General features: G+C 72.9%; 21 protein-coding genes and 1 riboswitch. Of the genes, 5 read left to right on the plus strand and 16 right to left on the minus strand.

Going from position 1 to position 21,395, the window contains the following annotated elements; translation table 11 throughout:
• The first annotated feature begins 43 nt into the window (after positions 1–43).
• Positions 44–925, plus strand: a complete 882-nt coding sequence (locus tag NYZ95_RS06390) for a hypothetical protein (protein ID WP_262849861.1) — start codon at positions 44–46, stop codon at positions 923–925.
• Here the strand turns inward: NYZ95_RS06390 and NYZ95_RS06395 are convergent.
• Genes NYZ95_RS06395 through NYZ95_RS06405 form a run of 3 tightly spaced genes read right to left on the minus strand, consistent with a single transcriptional unit; the run spans position 922 to position 3,739 of the window.
• The gene (locus tag NYZ95_RS06395; protein ID WP_262849863.1) at positions 922–1,338 is read right to left on the minus strand and encodes a hypothetical protein; all 417 of its coding nucleotides are present in this window, start codon (positions 1,336–1,338) and stop codon (positions 922–924) included. The genes NYZ95_RS06390 and NYZ95_RS06395 overlap by 4 nt on opposite strands.
• A gap of 18 nt (positions 1,339–1,356) precedes the next feature.
• Positions 1,357–2,355 (minus strand): alpha/beta hydrolase, encoded by a 999-nt coding sequence (locus tag NYZ95_RS06400; protein ID WP_262849865.1) that lies wholly within the window; start codon positions 2,353–2,355, stop codon positions 1,357–1,359.
• A 10-nt stretch (positions 2,356–2,365) separates the two neighbouring features.
• Positions 2,366–3,739 (minus strand): FAD-binding oxidoreductase, encoded by a 1,374-nt coding sequence (locus tag NYZ95_RS06405; RefSeq protein ID WP_262849866.1) that lies wholly within the window; start codon positions 3,737–3,739, stop codon positions 2,366–2,368.
• A gap of 21 nt (positions 3,740–3,760) precedes the next feature.
• On the opposite strand from NYZ95_RS06405, the gene NYZ95_RS06410 reads away from it, so the two are divergent.
• The 3 genes from NYZ95_RS06410 to NYZ95_RS06420 are packed head-to-tail and all read left to right on the plus strand — an operon-like array spanning position 3,761 to position 5,737.
• Positions 3,761–4,276, plus strand: coding sequence for an Lrp/AsnC family transcriptional regulator (locus NYZ95_RS06410; protein ID WP_262849868.1), 516 nt, complete (start codon positions 3,761–3,763; stop codon positions 4,274–4,276).
• Positions 4,277–4,283: 7 nt separating this feature from the next.
• Positions 4,284–5,141, plus strand: a complete 858-nt coding sequence (locus NYZ95_RS06415; protein ID WP_262849870.1) for an SDR family NAD(P)-dependent oxidoreductase — start codon at positions 4,284–4,286, stop codon at positions 5,139–5,141.
• Positions 5,138–5,737: a carboxymuconolactone decarboxylase family protein gene (locus tag NYZ95_RS06420; protein ID WP_262849872.1), complete on the plus strand. Its 600-nt coding sequence runs from the start codon at positions 5,138–5,140 to the stop codon at positions 5,735–5,737. Before NYZ95_RS06415 ends, NYZ95_RS06420 begins: the two co-directional genes overlap by 4 nt.
• Here NYZ95_RS06420 and NYZ95_RS06425 read toward each other — a convergent pair.
• From NYZ95_RS06425 to NYZ95_RS06445, 5 genes are all read right to left on the minus strand, one after another.
• Positions 5,670–7,076, minus strand: a complete 1,407-nt coding sequence (locus tag NYZ95_RS06425; protein ID WP_262849874.1) for a M1 family metallopeptidase — start codon at positions 7,074–7,076, stop codon at positions 5,670–5,672. The two genes, NYZ95_RS06420 and NYZ95_RS06425, sit on opposite strands and share 68 nt — an antisense overlap.
• Positions 7,077–7,093: 17 nt before the next feature.
• Positions 7,094–8,905 (minus strand): DEAD/DEAH box helicase, encoded by a 1,812-nt coding sequence (locus tag NYZ95_RS06430; protein ID WP_262849876.1) that lies wholly within the window; start codon positions 8,903–8,905, stop codon positions 7,094–7,096.
• The gene (locus tag NYZ95_RS06435; RefSeq protein WP_262849878.1) at positions 8,905–9,921 is read right to left on the minus strand and encodes a zinc metalloprotease; all 1,017 of its coding nucleotides are present in this window, start codon (positions 9,919–9,921) and stop codon (positions 8,905–8,907) included. Before NYZ95_RS06435 ends, NYZ95_RS06430 begins: the two co-directional genes overlap by 1 nt.
• The gene (locus NYZ95_RS06440) at positions 9,914–10,177 is read right to left on the minus strand and encodes a DUF3039 domain-containing protein (protein WP_262849880.1); all 264 of its coding nucleotides are present in this window, start codon (positions 10,175–10,177) and stop codon (positions 9,914–9,916) included. The genes NYZ95_RS06435 and NYZ95_RS06440 overlap by 8 nt, the downstream gene beginning before the upstream one ends.
• A gap of 62 nt (positions 10,178–10,239) precedes the next feature.
• The gene (locus NYZ95_RS06445; protein ID WP_262849882.1) at positions 10,240–10,842 is read right to left on the minus strand and encodes a YqgE/AlgH family protein; all 603 of its coding nucleotides are present in this window, start codon (positions 10,840–10,842) and stop codon (positions 10,240–10,242) included.
• A gap of 113 nt (positions 10,843–10,955) precedes the next feature.
• Between NYZ95_RS06445 and NYZ95_RS06450 the strand changes: the two genes are divergently transcribed.
• On the plus strand, positions 10,956–11,717 hold the full coding sequence (locus NYZ95_RS06450) for a MerR family transcriptional regulator (RefSeq protein WP_262849884.1): 762 nt from the start codon (positions 10,956–10,958) through the stop codon (positions 11,715–11,717).
• A gap of 126 nt (positions 11,718–11,843) precedes the next feature.
• On the opposite strand, the gene NYZ95_RS06455 is transcribed toward NYZ95_RS06450, so the two are convergent.
• From NYZ95_RS06455 to NYZ95_RS06490, 8 genes are all read right to left on the minus strand, one after another.
• Positions 11,844–12,869 (minus strand): DUF3048 domain-containing protein, encoded by a 1,026-nt coding sequence (locus tag NYZ95_RS06455; protein ID WP_262849886.1) that lies wholly within the window; start codon positions 12,867–12,869, stop codon positions 11,844–11,846.
• A 67-nt stretch (positions 12,870–12,936) separates the two neighbouring features.
• Positions 12,937–13,512: a C40 family peptidase gene (locus tag NYZ95_RS06460; protein WP_262849888.1), complete on the minus strand. Its 576-nt coding sequence runs from the start codon at positions 13,510–13,512 to the stop codon at positions 12,937–12,939.
• 1 nt (position 13,513) lies between these two features.
• A riboswitch (cyclic di-AMP (ydaO/yuaA leader) is annotated at positions 13,514–13,665 on the minus strand.
• 330 nt (positions 13,666–13,995) lie between these two features.
• Positions 13,996–15,135 (minus strand): cysteine desulfurase family protein, encoded by a 1,140-nt coding sequence (locus tag NYZ95_RS06465; protein ID WP_262849890.1) that lies wholly within the window; start codon positions 15,133–15,135, stop codon positions 13,996–13,998.
• Position 15,136: 1 nt separating this feature from the next.
• Positions 15,137–15,991 carry a carboxylating nicotinate-nucleotide diphosphorylase gene (gene nadC / locus NYZ95_RS06470; protein WP_262849892.1) on the minus strand — a complete coding sequence of 285 codons (855 nt, stop codon included), beginning with the start codon at positions 15,989–15,991 and terminating at the stop codon, positions 15,137–15,139.
• Complete coding sequence (nadB, locus tag NYZ95_RS06475) at positions 15,985–17,544, minus strand: L-aspartate oxidase (RefSeq protein ID WP_262849894.1); 1,560 nt, start codon at positions 17,542–17,544, stop codon at positions 15,985–15,987. Before nadB ends, nadC begins: the two co-directional genes overlap by 7 nt.
• A complete protein-coding gene (gene nadA / locus NYZ95_RS06480; protein WP_262849896.1) occupies positions 17,541–18,809 on the minus strand; it encodes a quinolinate synthase NadA in 1,269 nt (422 codons plus the stop codon). The genes nadB and nadA overlap by 4 nt, the downstream gene beginning before the upstream one ends.
• Before the next feature lie 23 nt (positions 18,810–18,832).
• Positions 18,833–19,522, minus strand: coding sequence for an NUDIX hydrolase (locus tag NYZ95_RS06485; protein WP_262849898.1), 690 nt, complete (start codon positions 19,520–19,522; stop codon positions 18,833–18,835).
• 191 nt (positions 19,523–19,713) lie between these two features.
• Positions 19,714–21,285, minus strand: a complete 1,572-nt coding sequence (locus NYZ95_RS06490; RefSeq protein ID WP_262849900.1) for a GGDEF domain-containing protein — start codon at positions 21,283–21,285, stop codon at positions 19,714–19,716.
• Between the last annotated feature and the right edge of the window lie 110 nt (positions 21,286–21,395).

Consider the following 21,395-nt stretch of genomic DNA (forward strand, 5'->3'; position numbering starts at 1 on the left):
CGCTACTGGCTGCGGGCGTCCACGTCTGCACTAGATTCGAAGGGTGAGCGCCCCGTACCTGGTCGACCTCGTCTCCGACGCCGCCTCGCTCGTCGAGGGGGCGCCGCCGCTCGCCGACGTCGTCGCCGCGCACGTGGCCCGCCGTACGGTCGCCGGGGACGTCCTCGACGTCCTCGGCCCGCTCGTGGTCACCGACACCGCCCTGCCGTCCGTGCAGGGTGTCCTGGACGGGCTCGGCGCCGACCCGCTGGACGTCGTCGTCAGCGTGACCGGAGGCGCCGGAGCCATCGAGCCGGCGGTCCGCTGGGCGTCGCGCCAGCCGGGCCTGCGGCTGGCGGGCCTGGTCGCCGCGGTCCGCGACCTCGACGACCTCGCCCGAGGCGCGCACCGCGTGGCGGCGATGGTTGCGCAGCTCGACGCGGAGGGTCTGCTCGAGGACGTCCAGGTGGAGGTGGCGCTGCCGCTCCACGGCCGTACGGAGGGGTCCTCACGCTGGCAGCACGCGCTCGACACCCTGGCCATGGAAGACCTTCGTCTCCTCCTGCGCACGGGCGGCGGCGACGTCGACGACACGCCGACCACCGAGGCGCTGGCCGGCGCGATCGGTGACGCGCTCGACCGCGAGGTCGGCTTCGGGTGCGTGGGCGACCTCGCCCACGCCGTCGCGTGGCGCGAGCCCAGCACCGGCCGGGTGCGCCACGGGATGCTCAACGTCCTCCTCGCGACGCGCGCCAGCCTCGACGGCGCCGACACGGCCACGGTCGCGGAGCGGCTGGCGCTCGCCAACCCCGAGCGCGTCGTCGACGACCTCGGGACGATCGGCGAGCAGGGCCTGGAGTCGGCACGCCGCTGGTTCACCGGTGTCGCCTCCGAAGACGTCGACGCCACCCTGGCCGACCTGCGTACGCTCGCGCTCCTGCCCTAGGGACGAGACGCCGACGTCGCACGACGGCTGATCTGACGGAGCATCCGGGTCGTCGCGACGACGTGCAGCCCGCTGCGGATGACGAGCGCGCGGTACGCGGCGCCGTGGGGCCCCGGGAACTCCGCGAAGGACGCCGCACGGAGGGAGGTCGCGCCCCGCGGCGTGTCCGCCAGCGCGAACTCGAGGCGGTAGCGCGAGAAGCGGTGCCGGCCGCCGAGCACCAGGCGTTCGCCCGGCGTGCGCTCCCGTACGGCGAACCCGCCGCGCGGCTTCGTCCCGAGGAGGAACGAACCGACCGTCCCGACTCCTCGCGCGAGGTCGGACGCGGCATAGTCCTCGAGCGCCGCCCACACCACGCTCCGGGGCGCGGCGACCACCTCCACGTGCTCGTCGATGTACGGGAGCGGCGTCACGAGGTGTCTCCAGGCTGGCTAGCGCGTGACTCGCCGGACGAACGCGACGATCTCGTCGCGGGCACGCGAGGCCGACGGCGACACCCCCGGCAGGCTCAGGAACCCGTGGACGGCGTCGCCGTAGTCCGTGAGCGTGACGTCGCCTCCCTTGCCCTGCAGCGCCTCGGCGTAGACGAGACCGTTGTCGCGCAGCGGGTCGTGACCGGCGACCTGGATCAGCGCCGGCACCTGCGCCCCCGCGAGCGACCCGTGCAGCGGCGCGGCCGTCGGGGCGTACGGGTCGGCGCCGTCGAGGTAGAGCCGGACGTACGCGCGCATCCCGCGCGAGGTGAGGACCGGAGCGTCGGCGAACTCGATCTCGGACGGGAGCACCGCCTCCATCTCGACCGCGGGGTAGATCAGAGCCTGTCCGGCAAGCGAGGGGCCACCGTTCTCGGCCGCCAGGGCGGCGACGACCGCAGCCAGGTTGCCCCCGGCGCTGTCGCCGACGACCACGAGCGCCGCGGGGTCGCCGCCGAGCTCCTCGGCGTTCTCGGCGACCCACCGCAGCGCTGCCCACGAGTCGAGCACGCCGGCGGGGTACGGGTGCTCAGGGGCGAGCCGGTAGGCGATCGACGCGACCACGCACGGCGTCTGCACCGCCAGGTGGGTCGCGAGCCACTCGTTCTGCTCGGGATCGCCCAGGACCCATCCGCCGCCGTGGAAGAGGACGACCACCGGCAGCGGCTCGGGGCCGGGGGTCGGCGGCTGGTAGAGCCGCACGCGCAGCGTCACCGGCTCGGTCTCGGGAGCAACACCCGGGATCGTCACCGGCGCGAGCTCGACCAGACGGTCGCTCACCTGGGCGTCCGGGTGAGGCGTGCCGGAGACGAACCTGCCGAGACGGCTCCCCAGCAGCTTCGCGCGCTTGGTGCGCCGGGCGGGGATCTCCTCTCGCGACGTCTGGTCGATCGGGGTGTTGACGAACCTCTCGACCCGCGCGAACACGCGCGTACGCAGAGGGAGGGGCGAAGCCATGGCGGCCAGACTAGAGGACCTTGCCGGGATTGAGGAGGCCGTGCGGGTCGAGCGCCTCCTTGAGCGCACGCTGCACGCTCATGCCGACGGGCCCGATCTCGCGCGCGAGCAGGTCGCGCTTCAGCACGCCGACGCCGTGCTCCCCGGTGATCGTGCCGCCGAGCGCCAGGCCGAGCACCATGATGTCGTCGAAGGCGGCGTGGGCGCGCTCCGCCTCCTCAGGGTCGTCGGCGTCGAAGATCACCGACGGGTGGAAGTTGCCGTCGCCGGCGTGCCCGACGACACCGATCACCACCTCGCGCTTCGCGGCGATCTCCTCGACGCCGTCGACCAGGTCGGCGATCCGGTTGCGCGGGACGCAGACGTCGTCGACCATCGTCGTGCCCATCGCCTCGAACGCGGTGAGGACCTCCCGGCGCGCCGTGAGCAGCAGGGCCGCCTCGGCGTCGTCTGCGGCCAGCACCACGTCGTACGCCCCGGCGTCTCGCAGTTGCGCGGCGATGGCGCTGATCTCCTCCTCTCCCGCGGCTCCGGCGGCGTCGGACTGGGCGAGGACGAGCGCGCCGACAGCGGGGTCGAAGCCGAGGTGCAGCATCGCGTCGACGGCGCGCAGGCTGGTCGCGTCCATGAGCTCCAGCAGGTTGGGGACGACCGCCGAGCGGGTGATCGCCGCGATCCCCTCGGCCGCCTCGTGGACCGAGCCGAACGTCGCGGCGAGCGTGCGCGGACGGTGCGCGGCGGGCCGCAGCCGCAGCGTCGCCTCGGTGATGATGCCGAGCGTCCCCTCCGAGCCGACGAACAGCCGGGTCACGTCGTACCCGGCGACGCCCTTGACCGTGCGACGTCCGGTCCGCAGCACCTCGCCCGAGGCGAGGACGACCTCCAGCGCGAGGACGTAGTCCGTGGTCACGCCGTACTTCACGCAGCACAAGCCGCCCGAGTTGGTCGCGAGGTTGCCGCCGATCGTGCAGAACTCCCACGAGCTCGGGTCGGGCGGGTAGAACAGGCCCTGCTCGGCCACGGCGCGCGACAGGTCGGCGTTGAGCACCCCGGGCTGGGTGACGACGAGACGCTCGTCGGTGTCGATCTCGAGGACACGGTTCATCCGCTCGAGCGCGATGACGAGACAGCCGTCGACCGCGTTCGCGGCACCCGACAACCCGCTGCGCGCGCCCTGCGCGACGACGGGGACGCCGTGGGCCGCGGCGACGCGTACGGCCTCGGCGACGTGCGCGGTCTCGCGGGCGAGCACCACCGCGCACGGTGTCCCCGCGTCGCAGAACATCGCGCGGTCGGTCCGGTAGGAGGCCAGCCTGTCGGCATCGGTCACGACGACGTCGCCGAGCGCGTCGGCGAGGGCCAGCACGAACGCCTCGTTGTGCATACCTCACCCTATGCTGACCGGGTGGCCCCGATCGACGACCTCGACGCCCAGATCGTCCGCCTGTTCCTCGACGAGCCCAAGATCGGCGTCCTCGAGGCCTCCCGCCGCCTCGGGGTCGCGCGGGCGACGGTCCAGTCCAGGCTCGACCGGCTCGGCGAGCGAGGGGTGATCTCCTCGTGGTCGCCGACCGTGTCGCCCGAGGCGCTCGGCTTCCCGGTGACGGCGTTCCTCACGCTCGAGGTCGTCCAAGGAGCGGGCCGCTCCCCCGCCGCCGAGCACCTCGCCTCGATCCCCGAGGTGCTGGAGGCGTGCACGATCACCGGTGCCGGCGACCTGTGGTGCCGCGTCGTCGCCCGCTCGAACACCGATCTCCAGCGCGTCCTCGACGCCGTGGTGTCCGAGCCGTCGATCGTGCGGGTCGCCACGGTCATCGCTCTCCAGACCGAGCTGTCGCCGCGCGTCGCCCCGTTGCTGGACGCCACCGCGGGCTTCGACACCGCCGCAGACCTCGACACCACGGCGCCGCCCGCGCCATAGTGTGCGCGTGGCCACCGCAGGCGGACTTTCCGGACGGCGTGTGCTCGTGACCGGCGCCGCCCGGGGCATCGGCGCAGCGCTGGCGGTCCGCCTCGCCGACCGGGGCGCCGAGGTGGCGCTTCTCGGGCTCGAGCCCGACGCGCTCGCCGCGACGGCGGCGCGCGCGGGAGACGCCCCGTGGTTCGTCTGCGACGTCACGGACCGGGCGTCCCTGGCCACCACCGTGGGCGACGCCGTCACCACGCTCGGAGGCCTGGACGTCGTCGTCGCCAACGCCGGTGTCGCGGCCCAGCTCCCGCTCGTCGGCGGAGACCCGTACGTCTGGGACCGGACGCTGGCGGTGAACCTGACCGGTGTCTACGACACCGTGCGCTTCGCGGCGCCGCACGTGAGCCACGACCGTGGGTACGCGCTGCTGGTCTCGTCCCTCGCCGCAGCCGTCCACCTCCCGCTGATGGGCGCGTACTCCGCCTCGAAGGCGGGCGTCGAGGCACTCGGGGACACCCTGCGGCTCGAGCTGGCGCCCACGGGCGCCCGTGTCGGCGTCGCCTACTTCGGCGAGCTGGACACGGACATGACCAGCCGTGGGTTCGGGACCGAGGCGGCGTCCCTCCTCGTCCGCGGCACCCCGGTCGGCCGGGTCGCGCCGCTCGAGCACGCGATCGCGGCACTCGAGCGCGGCATCGCCCGGCGCGCCCGCGTCATCACGTCGCCCCGCTTCGTCCGCGCCGCCGTGCCCGCCCGCTCGGCCGTCCAGCGCGCGGTCGAGCGGACCTTGCGCCGCTCCCGCGTGCGTCACGCTCTCGACGTCGCCCGCCGCGAGCACGCCCCGCTGACCACGCCGCAGCCGGAGGACGCCGGGTGAGCGCCGCCCCTCGCGTCTCCCCCGGCGACCGACGCGACCTCGGGCTGCTCAACGCGGCGCTCGCACGGGTCGCCTCGCGGGTGATCGGTGTCCGCGACGTCCACGTGTTCTCGACCCTCGGCCGTACGCGTGGGCTGTTCCGAGGGTGGCTCCACTACTCCGGCCGCCTGATGCCGTTCGGGACGCTCCCCCGCCGGCAGGCCGAGCTGGTGATCCTCCGCGTGGCCGCGCTGCGCGAGTCCGCGTACGAGCTCGACCACCACCGGCGGCTGGGCGCGCGCGCGGGGCTCAGCGCTGACGAGATCGCCGCCGTGACCGACCCCGAAGCGAGGTGGCCCTGGTCGGAGGACGAGCAGGCGCTCCTCGACGTCGCGGACGCGCTCGTGCGTACCCGCGACGTCGACGACGCCACCTGGGAGAGGCTCGCGGCACGTTTCCCGCCGAGGAGCCTGGTGGAGATCGTCCTGCTGGTGTGCCAGTACGACGGGCTCGCCACCACGCTCCACGCGCTGCGGGTGCCCCTCGACGTCAGCGCGCGGGACGCGTCCGGCCGTAGAGCCAGGCGTCGAACAACCCGTCGAGCTGCTGACCGCTGACGCGTTCGGCGAGCGCGACGAACTGCGCCGTCGTGCCGTTGCCGTGCCGGCGCTCGCGCACCCACTGCCGCAGCAGCGAGAAGAACGCGGCGTCACCGATCTCACGGCGCAGCACGTGGACCGTCATCGCCCCTCGGACGTAGACCGCGTTGTCGAAGAGGTGGGCGCGCCCCGGCCTGCCGATGGGGAGCCGCCAGAACCGCTTCGTCGTGCCCTCGTACCAGTCGTCGAAGACCGCCTGCACCGAACCGAGCCCGCGCGACTCGTCCCAGAGCCACTCCATGTAGGTCGCGAGGCCTTCGTTGAGCCAGATGTCGCGCCACCGGCGCAACGACACCGAGTTGCCGAACCACTGGTGGGCGATCTCGTGGGCGACGACCGAGGTGTTGCGCCCCGACTCCAAGCTGTAGCCGTGCCGGAAGAAGTCGGCGTCGTAGACGGGGCGGGCCTGGGTCTCCAGCGCGAAGCCGAGCGGCGCGGACGTCACGACCCCGCCGAGGTCTCCGTACGGGTACGGACCGAGGCGGCGGCTCAGGAACGCGGTGACCTTCGGGGTCGCGCGCATCGACCGGACGGCGCGGCGGCGGACCGTCGGGCCCAGCGCCTTGTCGTACGCGTAGAGGTAGCGGACACCGCCAGCCTTGCCCCGCTCGATGCGGAAGCGCCCCCAGGCGGCGAACGCGAGGTAGGTCGCCATCGGCTTGCGCATCACCCAGCGCCACTGCGTCCCCCCGGCCACCGCACGACGGCCGGCCAGACGGCCGACGCTGATCGCCTGCTGGCCACGAGGGGCGCGCAGACGGATGTCGAACGTCGCCTTGTCGCTCGGGTGGTCGTTGCTCGCGAACCACCACGGCGCGACCTCCGGCTGACCGACCGCGACGGCACCGGAGTCGGTGGTGAGGAACGGTGACACGCCGTTGCGGCGTACGGTCGCCGGCCGCCCGGCGTAGCGCACGGTCGCGACGAACTTCTCGCCCTTGCGGAGGGCCCGGGCAGGGGTGACCACCAGCTCGCGCCCGCGCTGCGACACCTTCGCGCGGCGGCCGTCGACGCGCACCGAGGACGCGTCGAGCAGCAGGTCGAGGTTGAAGCGGGTCAGGCGCTTCGTGGCGACGGCCCGGATCCGCGTCGTCCCGCGGAGCCGGCCGCGCTCGGAGTCGTAGCCCGCGTCGATCCGGTAGTGGCGGACGTCGTAGCCGCCGTTGCCGTAGCCGGGGAAGTACGGGTCACCGGCACCAGGAGCGCCCACAGGGCTCGGCGCAGCCGACGCCGTGGGGGCGACGACGACCGATCCCGCGATCACGGCGGTCGACAGCAGGGCGACAAGGGCACGCATGCGGGAACACTACGTCGTCAGGCCGACGGCTTGCTGGCCCATTCGCGGATCTTGTCGATCCGTGCGCGCAGGTCCTCGGCGGACGCGCTCGCCGCCGGCGGCCCTCCGCACACCTCGCGCAGGCGGTTGTGCGTCACCCCGTGCGGCTGGCCCGTCCGGTGGTGCCAGGCGCCGACCAGCCCGTTGAGCTCGCGGCGCAGCATCGCCCGCAGCTCGTGGGCGGTCGGCTCGTGCACGGTCGGGCCGGGCGCGAGGCCTGCCTCGGGAGAGGACTCGGCCTCAGGTGCCGCCTGCGACGTCTCGGCCCCGGACGTGCGCCCTGCCCGCCGAGAGCGGGCGTGGCGCAGCAGCTCGCGGACCTGGTCGGGCTCGAGCAGGCCGGGGATCCCGAGGAAGTCCATCTCCTCCTCCGAGCCGACGGCGACCTCGCCTTCGTGACCGAACTCGCCCCCGTCGTACAGGACGCGGTCGAAAGAGGCCTCGCTGCCGAGCGCCTCGAACGAGAACTCCTCGAGGTCGCCCTCGGTCTCGGTCGCCTGCGCCGCGGCGAGGAGCGCGTCGTCGAGCGCCGACGGGTCGTCCGGGTCGGTGTCGGCACGACCGAGGACGTGGTCGCGCTGGACCTCCATCTCGGAGGCGAGCCCGAGGACGCGCGGCACGCTGGGGACGAACACGGTCGCGGTCTCGCCGCGACGCCTCGCCCGGACGAACCGGCCGACGGCCTGGGCGAAGAAGAGAGGCGTCGAGGTACGCGTGGCGTACACGCCGACGGCGAGCCGGGGCACGTCGACACCCTCGCTGACCATGCGGACCGCGACCATCCACCGCTCGTCGGAGTCGGCGAACGCGCTGATCCGAGCGCTGGACTCCTTCTCGTCGGAGAGGACGACCGCCGGACCGGTGCCGGTGATCTCGCGCAGGATCTTGGCGTACGCCCGGGCGGTGCCCTGGTCGCTCGCGATCACGAGGCCGCCGGCGTCGGGCACGTGGCGACGCACCTCCGACAGCCTCTTGTCCGCAGCCGCGAGGACAGACGGGATCCACGAGCCGCTCGGGTCGAGGGCCGTCCGGAGCGCCTGCGCGGTGAGGTCCTTCGTCATCGGCTCGCCGAGGCGTGCCGCGACCTCGTCGCCGGCGCGCGTACGCCAGCGCAGGTCGCCGGAGTACGCCATGAACAGCACCGGACGGACGACGCCGTCGGCGAGCGCCTCGGCGTACCCGTACGAGTAGTCGGCGACGCTGCGGCCGATCCCGTCGGCGCCGGGGGCGTAGGTGACGAACGGGATCGGGTTGGTGTCGGAACGGAACGGCGTGCCGGTCAGCGCGAGGCGACGCGTCGCGGGCTCGAAGGCCTCGCGGACCGCCTCGCCCCACGACAGCGCGTCTCCGGCGTGGTGGACCTCGTCGAGGATCACGAGGGTGCGGAAGCGCTCGGTCCGCAGCCGGTACGCGGTCGGGTTCGTCGCGACACCGGCGTAGGTCAGCGCGAAGCCGCGGTAGTCCGACGCCATCGCGCCGCTGCGGCCGTTGAACGACGGGTCGAGAGGGATCCCGGCCCGCTGACCGGCCTCCGCCCACTGCGTCTTGAGGTGGTCGGTCGGTGCGACGACGATGATGCGTTCGACGACGCGCGCCTCGAGCAGCCGGGCGGCCACCGTCAGCGCGAAGGTGGTCTTGCCGGCTCCCGGGGTCGCGACCGCGAGGAAGTCCCGCGGGTTCTGCTCGCCGTAGAGCTTGAGTGCCTCAGCCTGCCACGCGCGCAGCTTGGGAGCGGTGCCCCAGGCTGCGCGGTCGGGATAGGCCGGTGGGAGATGCGCGGCCCCGGTCATCAGCGGCGATACACCCGCCAGAGCTTGCGCATCCGGTCGATCTGACCAGGAGTGAAGTGGTGCATGCACCGGTCGTACGAGTAGTCCATGAAGTTGTGGATCGGGTCGACACCCGGAGAGGGGCACGTGTCGCGGCCGCGTGGGCACTCGAAGCTCGGCACGCGCTCGGAGGGCGTGTCGGCGACGCGGTCGCCCTTCTTGCCGCAGGCCCCGTGGAAGGTGTGGTAGAGCCCCAGCCAGTGCCCGGTCTCGTGGACGGCGGTGTCGCCCTTGTTGTAGCCGCGGAACCGACCGCCGGGCATCGAGTCCTTGTGGATCACGACGCCGTCGAGCGTGAGCTTCTTCTTGGCCCGCTGCGGGAAGGTGGCGTAGCCGAGGAGCTGGAGGCCGCCACGCTCGGTCGGCGCGCCGATGTAGAGGTTGAGCGCCCGACGCTTGCCACGGTGGAGCGTCTTGCGCATCTCGCGGGAGGCCTTCGAGCCGAGCGTCGCGTAGTACCAGGAGCGGTTGACCGTCGTGTCGACCTTCTTGACCTTGAAGCGGAACCGGGTGCTGCGCGCCTTGCTCCACTGCTTGCCGGCGTACGCGCGGTTCATCACCTTCATCTGGCGGCGGATCTTCGCGCGGCTGACGGCCTTGGCCTTGGTCGACGGCTTCAGCACGTGGACGTACACCGGCACCGTGATGCGGCGGGGGCCGTCACCGCGCGCGCCGGGGGCGAGACGTGCCTCACCGGCTGCCACACGGCGCGCAAGGTCGCGCTCGTACGCCTCGGCGGTCGCCGCCGAGGGCTCCGGCCCGCGCACGACGCCGTCGAGGCCCTTCAGCGTGCGGGCTCCCAGGGTCTCGGTGTCGCCCGGCTCACAGTCGTCGAGCGCCGGGGAGGCCGTCTGCCCGCTCGACGGCGACGGCGCCGCGGAGGCCGCCACGACCGAGCCGCTCAGGAGCAGGCCGCCGCTGGCCGCGAGAACGGTCAGCAGAAGCGGAAGCCCACGACGTCGGCCGCGCTCAGTCATCGCCACCGGCGTCGCCGGGGTTCAGAGTGGCCCAGATCTCCTTGCACTCAGGGCAGACCGGGAAGCGCTGGGGATCGCGGCTGGGCACCCACACCTTGCCGCAGAGCGCCACCACGGGGGTGCCCTCGATCATCGCCTCGGTGAGCTTGTCCTTCGGCACGTAGTGCGAGAAGCGCTCGTGGTCACCGTCGTCGAGACGCGGCTGCGTACGGACGTCCTCGGACGTCTGGGCTCCGGGGCTGAAGGTGGTGGACACCTCGGCAGTCTACGTCAGCAGGGTCGGCTGACCCAGCCCGTCGACACGCCGCTGGGGACGGCTCAGTTCATCTGGGGATCGTCGGGGAAGGTCGAGAGCATCGCGAGATCCCCGCCCTGCCGACGGAGCACGTCGCGCCACAGCGCCTCGGGGTTCGGGGAGAGCAGGTCCTCCGCGAACCCGTCCACCACGACCCACGACCCCTCGGCGATCTCACCCTCGAGTTGCCCTGGGCTCCACCCGGCGTACCCCGCGAAGACCCGCACACCACGCAGGCCGACGTGCGTCCCCGTGGCCGGGACGTCGAGGTCGACGAGTCCCACACGGTCGTACATCTCGCGCCAGCCGTCCGGCGGGTCGGCCACAGCCGAGGCCATGACGCCGATGGCGAGCGCGGAGTCGGTGGAGACCGGTCCGCCGGAGAACACCGCGGACGGGCTCGACACGAGGTTCGACCACTCGGGAAGGACGTCGGAGACGGCGGCGTCGAGCGGCTGGTTCAGGATCACGCCGAGCGCACCCCCGGCGTCGTGGTCGAGCACCGCCACGACGGCCCGGAAGAAGGGACCGGCGCTCAGCAGGGGCGTGGCAACCAGCAGCCGACCGCGGTACGAGCGGTGGCGCGGCGACACGTCGGGAGTTTCGGCAGGCTCTTGCTCGGTCATCAGGGCCTCCTCACGCCGTCCTCGCTGCCTTCTCAGCGTACGCCGTGCCACGCCAGAACGCGGGCGGCGAGGCCGTAGGATGACGGAACCGTTGACCCAGCCACGAGGACGAGATGGCCGACACCGAACACGAGGGCGAGCTCACCGTCGACGAGCTCGCGGCGCGCGTGGGGATGACCGTACGCAACGTCCGCGCCTACGCGAGCCGAGGGCTCCTTGACCCCCCGCGACTGGAGGGCCGGACCGGCTACTACCAGCAGGCGCACGTCAACCAGCTCAAGCTGGTCCGGACGCTCCTCGACCGCGGCTACACCCTGCAGGCGGTCGAGAAGGCGCTCCAGGACAAGCCGGCGGCGACCGCCGACTACGCGCTCGACCTGATCGGTGTGCTCGACTCGCCGCTCGCGCGCGAGCAGGAGCCCGAGATGATGTCGCGCAGCAGCCTGGTCGCCCTGACCGGCATCGCGCCCGGCACCGACGTCGTCGACCGGATGGTCGAGGCAGGGCTCGTCAAGGTGGTCGACGACGACACCTTGGAGGTCTACCGCCCCGACGTCGTCCGGGCCGGCGTGTCCGCGATCGCGATGGGCCTGTCGCCCGAGACCGTCCTCGACCTCCTGCCCGCGCTCTCGGAGCCGTTGCGTGCGGTCGCCGACGACCTCGTCGCCCGGGTCCGCCACGACATCTGGCAGCCGTTCGCCCAGCGCGGGATGCCGGAGGACGAGTGGACGACGGTGGTCACCTCCATCGCCAACCTGCTGCCGGTGGCGGCGCAGGCGGTGGTCGCGGTGTTCCGTGACGAGCTGGCGCACGCCATCGACGAGGCGCTCGGCGAGGAGCTCGCCGCGCTCGCGGAGCAGACGCCTCAGACCTGAGCACGGACAGACGACGGCCCCACCTGACGCTGGAGGGAGGGACCGTCAGGTGGGGCCGTTCTCTGACATCGACTCTAGGCCGCAGGAGCGCCCGAGGCCCAGGTCTGAGGGTGTGCCGTCGCTCGCTCAGCCCCGGACGGAGATGCCGCCGGCGCCCTGCGGGACGAGCTCGATGAAGACCTTCCCCGGCTCGAGCACGACGGGCTTGCCGCCAGCGGCCAGCTGCAGCGGAGCACCCGCGCTCTTCTTGCTCCAGCGGGCGTTGAGCCGCGTGCCGCCGTGGAACACGACGGCCTTGCCCTTCCCGGTGAAGACCGTCTCTGGGACAGGGTTGCCCGCCGGGTCGCGGTAGCCCGCGTCGGCCTGCCGGGTGAAGAGCACCAGCACCGTGTCGGGAGCGAAGTCCTTGCCCTTCTGCGCGTGACCGTTGACGCGGACGTAGCGACCGTCGGCGTACCGCCAGCGCGTCGCGGTGCTGCGCGAGAAGCGCACGTCGAACGACGTCGCCTTGGCCTTCGCCGCAGTCGGCGTCGCGCCGAACGAGAGGTACGGCGGGGGGATCTTCGCATCGTCGGACGTGTGCTCCTTCGCGTACGCCTCGAGGTCGAGGAGCCGGTCGTACGGGGCACGCTTGGAGGGGTCCTTCGAGAGCGTGAGGTTGCGGGTGTCCTCGCTGTGGAAGTCGACACCCGCCGACTTGATCTTGCGGATCGCGACCCGAGCGCCGCCGGACGCGATGAGGTGGCCGCCGGTCGGCTTCACCAGCGCGATGTCGGTCGTCCGGGTGGACCGCACGTGCCCGACCTTGTCCGGCGTCTGGGAGTAGAAGAACGCCGCGAGACGGGTGAGCCCGCCCTCGACGAGCTCCTCGACGACCATGTCGGCCTCCGAGAGCCCGTACTGCGGGGCGCCGGCGGAGGTGTTCTCGATCTTGACGAGGAAGGCGGGGTGGTCCGGGAGGCCCTTCGGGGCAGCCTTCCCGGTGAACGGGTTGGCGCGGACCAGCGTCGCGGCGTCACGGCTCGCGTCGGGTGACTGGGGCGTGGGCTTCGGCTCCGGCTCGCTCGAGCTCGAGCACGCGGCGACGAGGACGAGCGCGGCGAGGGCGGCGGTGGCGCGAGCGGTCGCGCGGAGGTAGGTGCTCACGGGCATGCTCCCATGGTGGAGCAGGGCCGGTGCCACACGTGGCACCGGCCCTGCTGTGTCGAGGTGACGAGCGTCAGCCGCGGAGGCGGACGGTGCCGGCGGACCAGCCCTTGGTCCAGATCCGCTCGACCTTCACACGGCTGCCGGAGTAGGGCGCGTGGAGGATGCGGCCCTTGCCCCAGTAGATGCCCACGTGGTACTTGCGCGAGCCGCCGAAGAAGACGAGGTCACCCTTGCGGACGTTCTTCTTCTTGATCTTGCGGACGTGGCGGTACTGCGTGTGCGCGGTGCGCGGCAGCTTCACGCCGGCCTTGCGGAACGAGTACGAGGTCAGGCCCGAGCAGTCGAACGCGCCGGGGCCGCTGGCGCCGTAGCGGTACGGGTCGCCCTTCTGGCGGGCGGCCACGCGGGTGGCCTTGCTGATGCGGGCGGCACGACGCTTCTTGGCGGCGAGACGCTTGGCCTTGCGGGTCTTCGTGGCCGTCACGGTCTTGGCCGCGGCGGAGGTGGCAGCTGCGGTCTTGGTCGTCGAGGCCGACGCCTTGGCGGGGGCGGCCTGGGACTGACCGGCGCTGGAGAGCACCATGAGGAACGCAGCGAGCAGGGCGATGGGCAGCGCGACGAGGCGCATCCGGGGGTTCGCGAGCATGAGGGATTCCCTTCCACGCCTGCGAAGTGAGCTGTCGGATTAGGGCCGAAGGATGGCCCTGCCCTTGCGGGCTTCACCCCGAGCACGCATGACCGCGGACGGTCTTCGTGCAGAAATGGTTCCTCCGCTCCTGCCCGTCGGTGTGTGTCGGTGACGGGGGCGTGTACGGGCGGGCAGGACTCGGCGTTCCCCGCACACGTTGTGCAGTTGTCAGGGCGGCGAGGTCGCGTCCTCGGCCGCTCCGTATGGAGTTGTGGGGGCCTTCGAGAGGCCGCGGGCCACCATAGACACGACGGACGCAAGCCCACAAACGGACCCAAGCCCGCCCAAGACGTACATGGACAGTCGTCCAGGTCGGCCGACCCCGGGATCTCAGCGATCGCAGCGGGTGGCTGTGACCCCGCTCACATTTGGTCTCGGTCTGATATCGAGACGGTAACAGGATGGTCTCGGACGCAACACGAGCAACCCGGTCTCAGCCGGTCAACCGGCGAGTGCACGCACCGTTGTCACTGCGTGTACGACCGCGGGTGCGGCGCCCGCGAAGTCGGCCGCCGTCGACCCGACGAACCGGACGGCCGTCTGCGCCACGGCGGGCTCCAGGCCCAGCGCGAGCAGCACGTCGGAGGCCTCGTCGGACCCGGCGGCACAGGCCGACCCGCTGGAGCAGACGATGCCGTGCTCCTGCTCGAGCGTGAGCAGGACGGCCTCGCCGGACGTACCAGGCAGGCAGAAGGACGCGTGCCCGGGCAGGCGCTGCTCAGGGTGGCCCGTGAGGAGGGCGCCCGGCACACCGGCGAGCACCTCGCGGACGAAGGCGTCTCGGGCAGCGGCCAGCGCCGCCCGCTCACCGGGCCGCTCGGGACCGGTGACCGTCTGCAGCGCGGTCGCGAGACCGACGGCGCCGGCCACGTTCTCCGTCCCGGACCGACGGCCGCCTTCCTGACCGCCGCCGTGCACGAGCGGCTCCAGGGCGACGCCGCGACGCAGCCACAACGCGCCCGTCCCCTTCGGCGCACCGAGCTTGTGGCCGCTCAGCGAGAGCGCGTCCACCCCGAGCTGTGCGGTGTCGACAGGGAGCGACCCCACCGCTTGGACGGCGTCGGTGTGGACCAGCGCGCCCGCGCGGCGAGCGATCGCGGCGAGCTCGGCGACCGGCTGGACGGTGCCGATCTCGTTGTTCGCGAGCATGACGGAGACCAGCGTGGTGTCGTCGTCGACGACCTGCTCGGCCTCGGCGAGGTCGACCACCCCATCGGCGTCGACCCCGAGCCGGTGGATCCGGAAGCCGTGGAACCGCTCGAGGTAGTCGCACGCCTCCAGGACGGCGGGGTGCTCGACGACCGAGGTGACGACGACCCGGCCGCGGGGCCGAGCCAGCGCCAGGCCCTTGACCGCGAGGTTGTCAGCCTCCGTGCCGCCGGCGGTGAAGACGATCTCCGACGGGCGGGCGCCGAGGGCGGACGCGACCTGCTCGCGTGCCCCCGTCAGGGCCCGGGCGGCGGCTTCCCCGAGCCCGTGGTGGCTCGAGGCGTTGCCGAACTCCCCCGTGAGGTACGGCCACATGGCCTCCAGCACCTCACGACGTACGGGCGTGGTCGCCGCCGCGTCCAGGTACCGCACGTCAGCCTGCCACCTCGACGTCCAGCCCGAGGTCCAGCGCTCGGGCGGAGTGGGTCAGCGCACCGACGGAGATGAGGTCGACCCCGGTCTCGGCGACCTCCCGGATCCCGTCCAGCGTGATCCCGCCGCTGGCCTCGACGAGGGCTCGCCCGGCGATGGCCGCCACACCGGCCCGCAGGTCCGCGAGCGAGAAGTTGTCGAGCATGATCGTGTCGACCCCGGCGGCGAGCACCGCGTCGATCTGGTCCAGCCGGTCGACCTCCACCTCCAGGTGGACGGTGTGCGGAAGGCGCTCGCGCGCGTCTCGCAGCGCGGCGGTGATGCGCGCGGGGTCGTCGCCGAGGACGGCCAGGTGGTTGTCCTTGGCCATGACGGCGTCGGAGAGCGAGAACCGGTGGTTGCGGCCGCCGCCGCACACGACCGCGTGCCGCTCGAAGGCGCGCAGCCCGGGCGTGGTCTTGCGGGTGTCGACGATGCGCACCCCGGTGCCGGCGACGGCGTCGACGTACGCCCGGGTCTGGGTCGCGATGCCCGACATCCGTTGGACGAAGTTGAGCGCCACCCGCTCGGCACGCAGGACGGCGCGGGCAGCCCCCTCGACCGTCGCCACGACCGCCCCCTCCTTCAGGAGGTCACCGTCGTGCAGGAGCAGCTGGACGTCGGTGGCGGGGTCGACCTCGTGGAAGGCGACCTCCGCCACCGCGGCGCCGGCCAGGACGCCGTCCTCGCGGGCGACGAGCACCGCTGACGCGCGAGCCTCGGCGGGCACGAGGGCCTCGCCGGTGAGGTCGCCCCACGGCGCGTCCTCCTCGAGGGCGGCGGCCACGGTCGCGCGGACGTGCGACTCGGTCAGCATGAGGGTCCTCCCTTGCGCACCCACCACAGGTGCCGGTCGTAGGCGGGATCGCGGTCGGGGTGGTCGGCCCGGAAGTGGGCGCCGCGCGACTCCTCGCGCGCGAGCGCCGCCGTGACGACGAGCCGGGCGACCTCGAGGAGATGGGCGTCCTCGTACGACGCCGGGGTGCCGTCGACGGCGGGCCGCCAGGTCGTGAGCGTCTCGGCCGTCGCGGACAGGCCGTCGGCGTCGCGGACGAGGCCGGCGCCTTCCCACATCGCCGTCTGGAGCCGCGCACGGTCCACCGGCTCCGCGGTGGCGCGCTCCCCCGCGCTCTCGTACGGGACGGGCTCGCCGTCCCACGGCGCGGCAGGCTCGGTGCCGAGCGCGGCCGCGCACCTGCGCGCCATGACGGCGCCCTCGAGCAGAGAGTTGGAGGCGAGGCGGTTCGCGCCGTGGAGGCCGGTGCAGGCGACCTCGCCGACGGCGAACAGGCCCGCCACGGTCGTGCGTCCGTCGAGATCGGTGCGCACGCCGCCCATGTAATAGTGCGCGGCGGGCGTGACGGGGATCGGCTCGCTCCCCCAGCGCAGACCGTGGGCGCGGCTGCGGGCGTCCAGACCCGGGAAGCGACGTGCCAGGAAGTCGGCGCCGAGCGCGGTCGCGTCGAGCAGGATGGGCTCGCCGTCCTGCTCGCGCATGACCCGGGCGATCTCGCGGGCGACGACGTCGCGCGGCGCCAGCTCGGCGTCAGGGTGCACATCGCGCATGAACCGGTGCCCGCGCGCGTCGCGGAGGACGGCCCCCTCACCGCGTACGGCCTCCGAGATGAGCCCGCCGCCGGTGACGGCGAGCCGCGTCGGGTGGAACTGGACCATCTCGAGGTCGCCCACGACCGCGCCTGCCCGTGCGGCGAGGGCGAGGCCGTCGGCCGTGGCGACCGCCGGGTTCGTGGTGTGCGCGTAGAGCTGTCCCGCTCCGCCGGTGGCGAGCACGACGACATCGGCGGCGAGCGTACGCGGCGGGCTGCCCGGCTCCCCGAGGGTCGTGACCCCCGTGACGGCACCCTGGCTCAGGACGAGGTCGGTGACGAAGGTGTGCTCCCGGACCTCCACGTCGCTCGCGCGCAGCCGCGCCACGAGGGAGCGGACGAGCTCGGCGCCCGTGGCGTCGCCCGTGGCGTGCAGGATGCGGGGCGCGGAGTGCGCCGCCTCGAGCCCGAGCGCGAACCGACCGTCCACACGGTCGAAGCGGGCGCCCCACGCGACGAGCCCGGCGACAGCGTCAGGACCGCCGCCGCACACGGCCTCGGCGGCGTCGCGGTCGACGAGACCGGCACCGGCGGAGACGGTGTCGGCGACGTGGGCTGCGACCGAGTCCTCGACGCCAGGTCGCGCCGCGGGGTCGAGGACGACGGCGACGCCGCCCTGGGCGTACTGCGTGGTGGACTCCGTGAGCGGTCCCTTGGTCACGAGGACCACGTCGTGCTGGGCGCTCGCCTCGAGGGCCGTGGTCAGTCCGGCGATGCCGGCGCCGACGACGACGACCTTCAGGCGGCGCGCCGGCGTGGTCATGCGCGCTCCGGCGGACGTGCGGCCAGCATCCGCTCGAGCGCCACGCGGGCTCCGGCGGCGACGGCGGGATCGACGGTGATCTGGTTCTCGACGCGCCCCTCGACCAGTCCCTCGAGCACCCAGGCGAGGTAGCCGGGGTGGATGCGGTACATCGTCGAGCAGGGGCAGACGACCGGGTCGAGGCAGAAGATCGTGTGCTCCGGGTGCTCCGCAGCGAGCCGGTTGACGAGGTTGATCTCGGTGCCGATCGCGAACGTCGTCCCGGCCGGCGCCGCTTCCACGGCCTTGCGGATGTAGTCGGTCGAGCCGGCCTCGTCGGCCGCGTCGACGACCGGCATCGGGCACTCGGGGTGGACGATCACGCGGACGTCGGGGTGCTCGGCGCGCGCCTTCTCGATCTGCGCGACCGTGAACCGCTTGTGGACCGAGCAGAAGCCGTGCCACAGCAGCACCTTGGCGTCCTGCAGCGTCTGCGCGTCGTTACCGCCGAGCGGCTTGCGGGGGTTCCACATCGGCATCGCGTCGAGACCGACGCCCATCGCCTTGGCGGTGTTGCGGCCGAGGTGCTGGTCAGGGAAGAACAGCACGCGGTGCGCGCGCTCGAAGGCCCAGCGCAGCACGGTCTCCGCGTTGGACGACGTGCACACGATGCCGCCGTGGTCGCCGCAGAAGCCCTTCAGGGCGGCCGAGGAGTTCATGTAGGTCACGGGGATCACCGGGACCTTGCCGTCGGCGTCCGGCTCGGTGCCGTAGATCTCCTCGAGCTCGGACCAGCACTGCTCGACCGAGTCGATGTCGGCCATGTCGGCCATCGAGCAGCCTGCGGCGAGGTTGGGGAGGATCACGGTCTGCTCGGGCCGCGACAGGATGTCGGCCGTCTCCGCCATGAAGTGGACGCCGCAGAAGACGATCGCCTCGGCGTCGGGGCGGGTGAGCGCGGCGTTGGCCAGCTGGAAGGAGTCTCCGACGAAGTCGGCGTGCTTCACGACCTCGTCGCGCTGGTAGAAGTGTCCGAGCACGACGAGCCGGTCGCCGAGGGTCGCCTTCGCCGCACGGATCCGCGCGTCGAGCTCCTCGGCCGACATCTGCGTGTACGCCGCCGGCAGGCTGCCCTGTCGTGGCGCGTCGGCGGGGATGGTGTCGGCCATCGAGGCGCCGGGCCCGTACGACGGGGGCGCGAGGTCGAACGTCCACGGGCCGTCAGCCAGGTCAGGCGCGCAGGTGGCGCCGGGGGCGCTGCGGACGACGATGTCGACAGAGGTCATGGTGGTGCCTTCCTGGAGGAGTCTCAGAGGCCCGTGAGGGGTCCGTTGTCGGCGAGGTCGTTGGCCTCGCGGTGGCGATAGAGCTTGGGCGGGCGGTGGCGGCCGCCGACGAGGTACTCGCCGGTGGGCTCGACGTCGCCGCTCGACTCGACCTGCCGGCGGAAGTTCGCCGGGTCGAGGGTGCGTTGCAGGACGACCTCGTACACCTGACGGAGCTGGGCGAGCGTGAAGGTCTCCCCCAGGAACGCCTGCGCGATCCGGGAGTACTCCATCTTGGTCCGCAGGCGCCACAGCGCGTACGACACGATCGTGCTGTGGTCGAAGGCGAGCTCGGGAGGGCTGTCGGCGGGGTGCCACGCGACGTTCTCGTCCTCGATCCCGCGCTCGGCCTCCTCCGGGCGGACGAGGGCCCAGTAGACGACGGAGATGACGCGCGGTCCTGGAGCCGACCGGGCGGAGCGCTCCACCTGCCCGAAGGTGTAGAGCTGCTCCAGGTACGTCGGGCTCAGCGCCGTCGTCTCGACGAGCGTGCGGCGTGCCGTGTCGGCGAGGTCCTCGTCGCGGCGGACGGGGCCACCGGGCAGCGCCCACCGTCCTGCGTACGGCTCACGCACGCGGCGGACGAGGGGCATCCAGAGCGAGGTGCAGTCCTTCGCGGGGTCGTGCCGCAGCGCGAAGATCACCGTCGAGACCGCGACGTCGATGCCGTCCACCGCTCTCCCCCTCAGTAAGTGTCACGTTGACCAGAACACATAATAGTCATACGTACCCTTACTCGCGACATCGGGGTTGTCCGACGCCTCCACTTTCCGTTGGGCCCCACGGAGCGTACGTGCCCCACCGAAGGTTTCCGGTGGGGCACGGAGTCTGCGTGGGGGCCTGCGGCGAACGGCAGGGCCGGAGGTCAGGCGACGGCGCCGGCGCGGCGGCGCTTGTCCTCGTACATCCGCGCGTCGGCGACAGCGAAGAGTGCGTCCGCGGACAGTCCCTCGCTCGTCGAGGCGACCCCCATGCTGAGCCCGATGCCGCTCTGCCCGACCGACGTCGGGAGGATGGCGACCGTCGCGGCGAGCTGCAGGCGGTCCATCACGATCTGGGCCTCGACCGGGTCGGCGGAGGCGAGCACGATCGCGAACTCGTCGCCCCCGATGCGGGCGGCCCGGTCACCGGTGCGGATGTTGGCACGTACGAGGTCGGCGACGGCCCGCAGCGCGCCGTCGCCGACGGCGTGGCCATGGGTGTCGTTGAGCTTCTTGAGGCGGTCGACGTCAACGAGGACGAGACTGACGTCGGCGCCGGTCGTGCCGGCCTCGGTGATCCACTCGTCGAACGCGCGCCGGTTGCCGAGCCCGGTGAGGGCGTCCTCGCGCGCGGCCTGCACCGCCGCCTCGTGGGCACGCGCACGCTCGTACCCTGCGATCGCCGCCCGCATCATCTCCAGGTCGCTGTGGTGCTGCTGCCGCCAGGCCCAGGCGATGCTGCGGCCGTAGCCGAGTCCCGCCCCGGCCGACGGGTAGCCCATGGCGTCGGCGACGCGCAGCGTCGCCCACCGGACGTACCGCTGCACGTTGAGGTCCTCGACACCGTCGAGCCGGATCAGGGCGCGCCGCGCCTCGCGCTGGGCGTCGGCGATCTCGCCGACCTCCACGTACGCCACCGCGAGCAGCGCCGTGGCCTCCATCTCGAACCCGGCGTACGAGGTCTCACCGAGGTTGCTCCGGCAGACGTGCAGCTCGCCGATCCAGCGCGCCGGGTCCGTGGGCCACGCAGCAGCCGCGCGGAGGTAGCGCGCCAGAGGGAACACCGAGCCCTCCACGTGCTCGGAGTCCGCCAGCGCCAGCGACCGCTCGGCCCAGCGCACCACCTCGGCACGCCTGCGCTCGATCTCGCCCTCGAGCTCGGGCTCCATGAGCATGTCGAGCTCCTTGGACCAGTGGTAGTTCACCGTGGCCAGGTTGCGCGCGTCGATGGCCCGCGAGCCGGCGAGGTCGAGGACACGGTCCTCGATACCCATCGCGGCCTCGTAGTGCGGCACCGCCAGCTCGAAGAGGCCGAACTTCTCGTAGCCCTGCCCGACCTGGCTGTGGGCCCACGCTCGCAACCCGTCCGAGCAGGAGCTGCGGAGCTCGTACTCCGCACGCACGAGGTCGGCGACGGCATCGGCGGGACGGTTGTCGTGGAGCACCGCGAGCGCACGGGTCGCGCACCCGATGGCGACCCAACCGGGCTCCCCCAGCGCGAGCCCCACCGCCTGGCATGCCGCAGCGGCGCGGGCGGCCTGCCCGGTCGCTCCCTGCTGGAGCGCGGCGAGCGCCAGGACGTACTCGGTGACCGCGCGGACCTCGGACGGCTCACGGCCGAGGTCGCGGAGGAGGTTCTTCATGGCGCCGACGGCGGAGGCGCTGTCACCAGCGCGGATGCCTGCCAGCGCGGTCGTGAGGCGGGCGGCGTGGGCGGGCGGGATCGACGCGTCCATCCTCACTCCTTCCCGAGCACTCCATGGCAGTATGGCCGCTTCGGACCGAATTGGTCCGCCGTTTACATGGAACTGCACGTGGAGGGTCCACTCGTGCGTGATTGTACGCG

The organism is Mumia quercus (assembly GCF_025506335.1).
Taxonomy (GTDB): Bacteria; Actinomycetota; Actinomycetes; order Propionibacteriales; family Nocardioidaceae; genus Mumia; species Mumia quercus.

Bases quoted from the DNA above. Each gene is read 5' to 3' on its own strand.
- NYZ95_RS06400 (WP_262849865.1), bottom strand. From the start codon at position 2,355: ATGGCTTCGCCCCTCCCTCTGCGTACGCGCGTGTTCGCGCGGGTCGAG.
- NYZ95_RS06405 (WP_262849866.1), bottom strand. From the start codon at position 3,739: ATGCACAACGAGGCGTTCGTGCTGGCCCTCGCCGACGCGCTCGGCGAC.
- NYZ95_RS06425 (WP_262849874.1), bottom strand. From the start codon at position 7,076: ATGCGTGCCCTTGTCGCCCTGCTGTCGACCGCCGTGATCGCGGGATCG.
- NYZ95_RS06430 (WP_262849876.1), bottom strand. From the start codon at position 8,905: ATGACCGGGGCCGCGCATCTCCCACCGGCCTATCCCGACCGCGCAGCC.
- NYZ95_RS06435 (WP_262849878.1), bottom strand. From the start codon at position 9,921: ATGACTGAGCGCGGCCGACGTCGTGGGCTTCCGCTTCTGCTGACCGTT.
- NYZ95_RS06445 (WP_262849882.1), bottom strand. From the start codon at position 10,842: ATGACCGAGCAAGAGCCTGCCGAAACTCCCGACGTGTCGCCGCGCCAC.
- NYZ95_RS06450 (WP_262849884.1), top strand. From the start codon at position 10,956: ATGGCCGACACCGAACACGAGGGCGAGCTCACCGTCGACGAGCTCGCG.
- NYZ95_RS06455 (WP_262849886.1), bottom strand. From the start codon at position 12,869: ATGCCCGTGAGCACCTACCTCCGCGCGACCGCTCGCGCCACCGCCGCC.
- NYZ95_RS06460 (WP_262849888.1), bottom strand. From the start codon at position 13,512: ATGCTCGCGAACCCCCGGATGCGCCTCGTCGCGCTGCCCATCGCCCTG.
- nadC (WP_262849892.1), bottom strand. From the start codon at position 15,991: ATGCTGACCGAGTCGCACGTCCGCGCGACCGTGGCCGCCGCCCTCGAG.
- nadB (WP_262849894.1), bottom strand. From the start codon at position 17,544: ATGACCACGCCGGCGCGCCGCCTGAAGGTCGTCGTCGTCGGCGCCGGC.
- nadA (WP_262849896.1), bottom strand. From the start codon at position 18,809: ATGACCTCTGTCGACATCGTCGTCCGCAGCGCCCCCGGCGCCACCTGC.
- NYZ95_RS06490 (WP_262849900.1), bottom strand. From the start codon at position 21,285: ATGGACGCGTCGATCCCGCCCGCCCACGCCGCCCGCCTCACGACCGCG.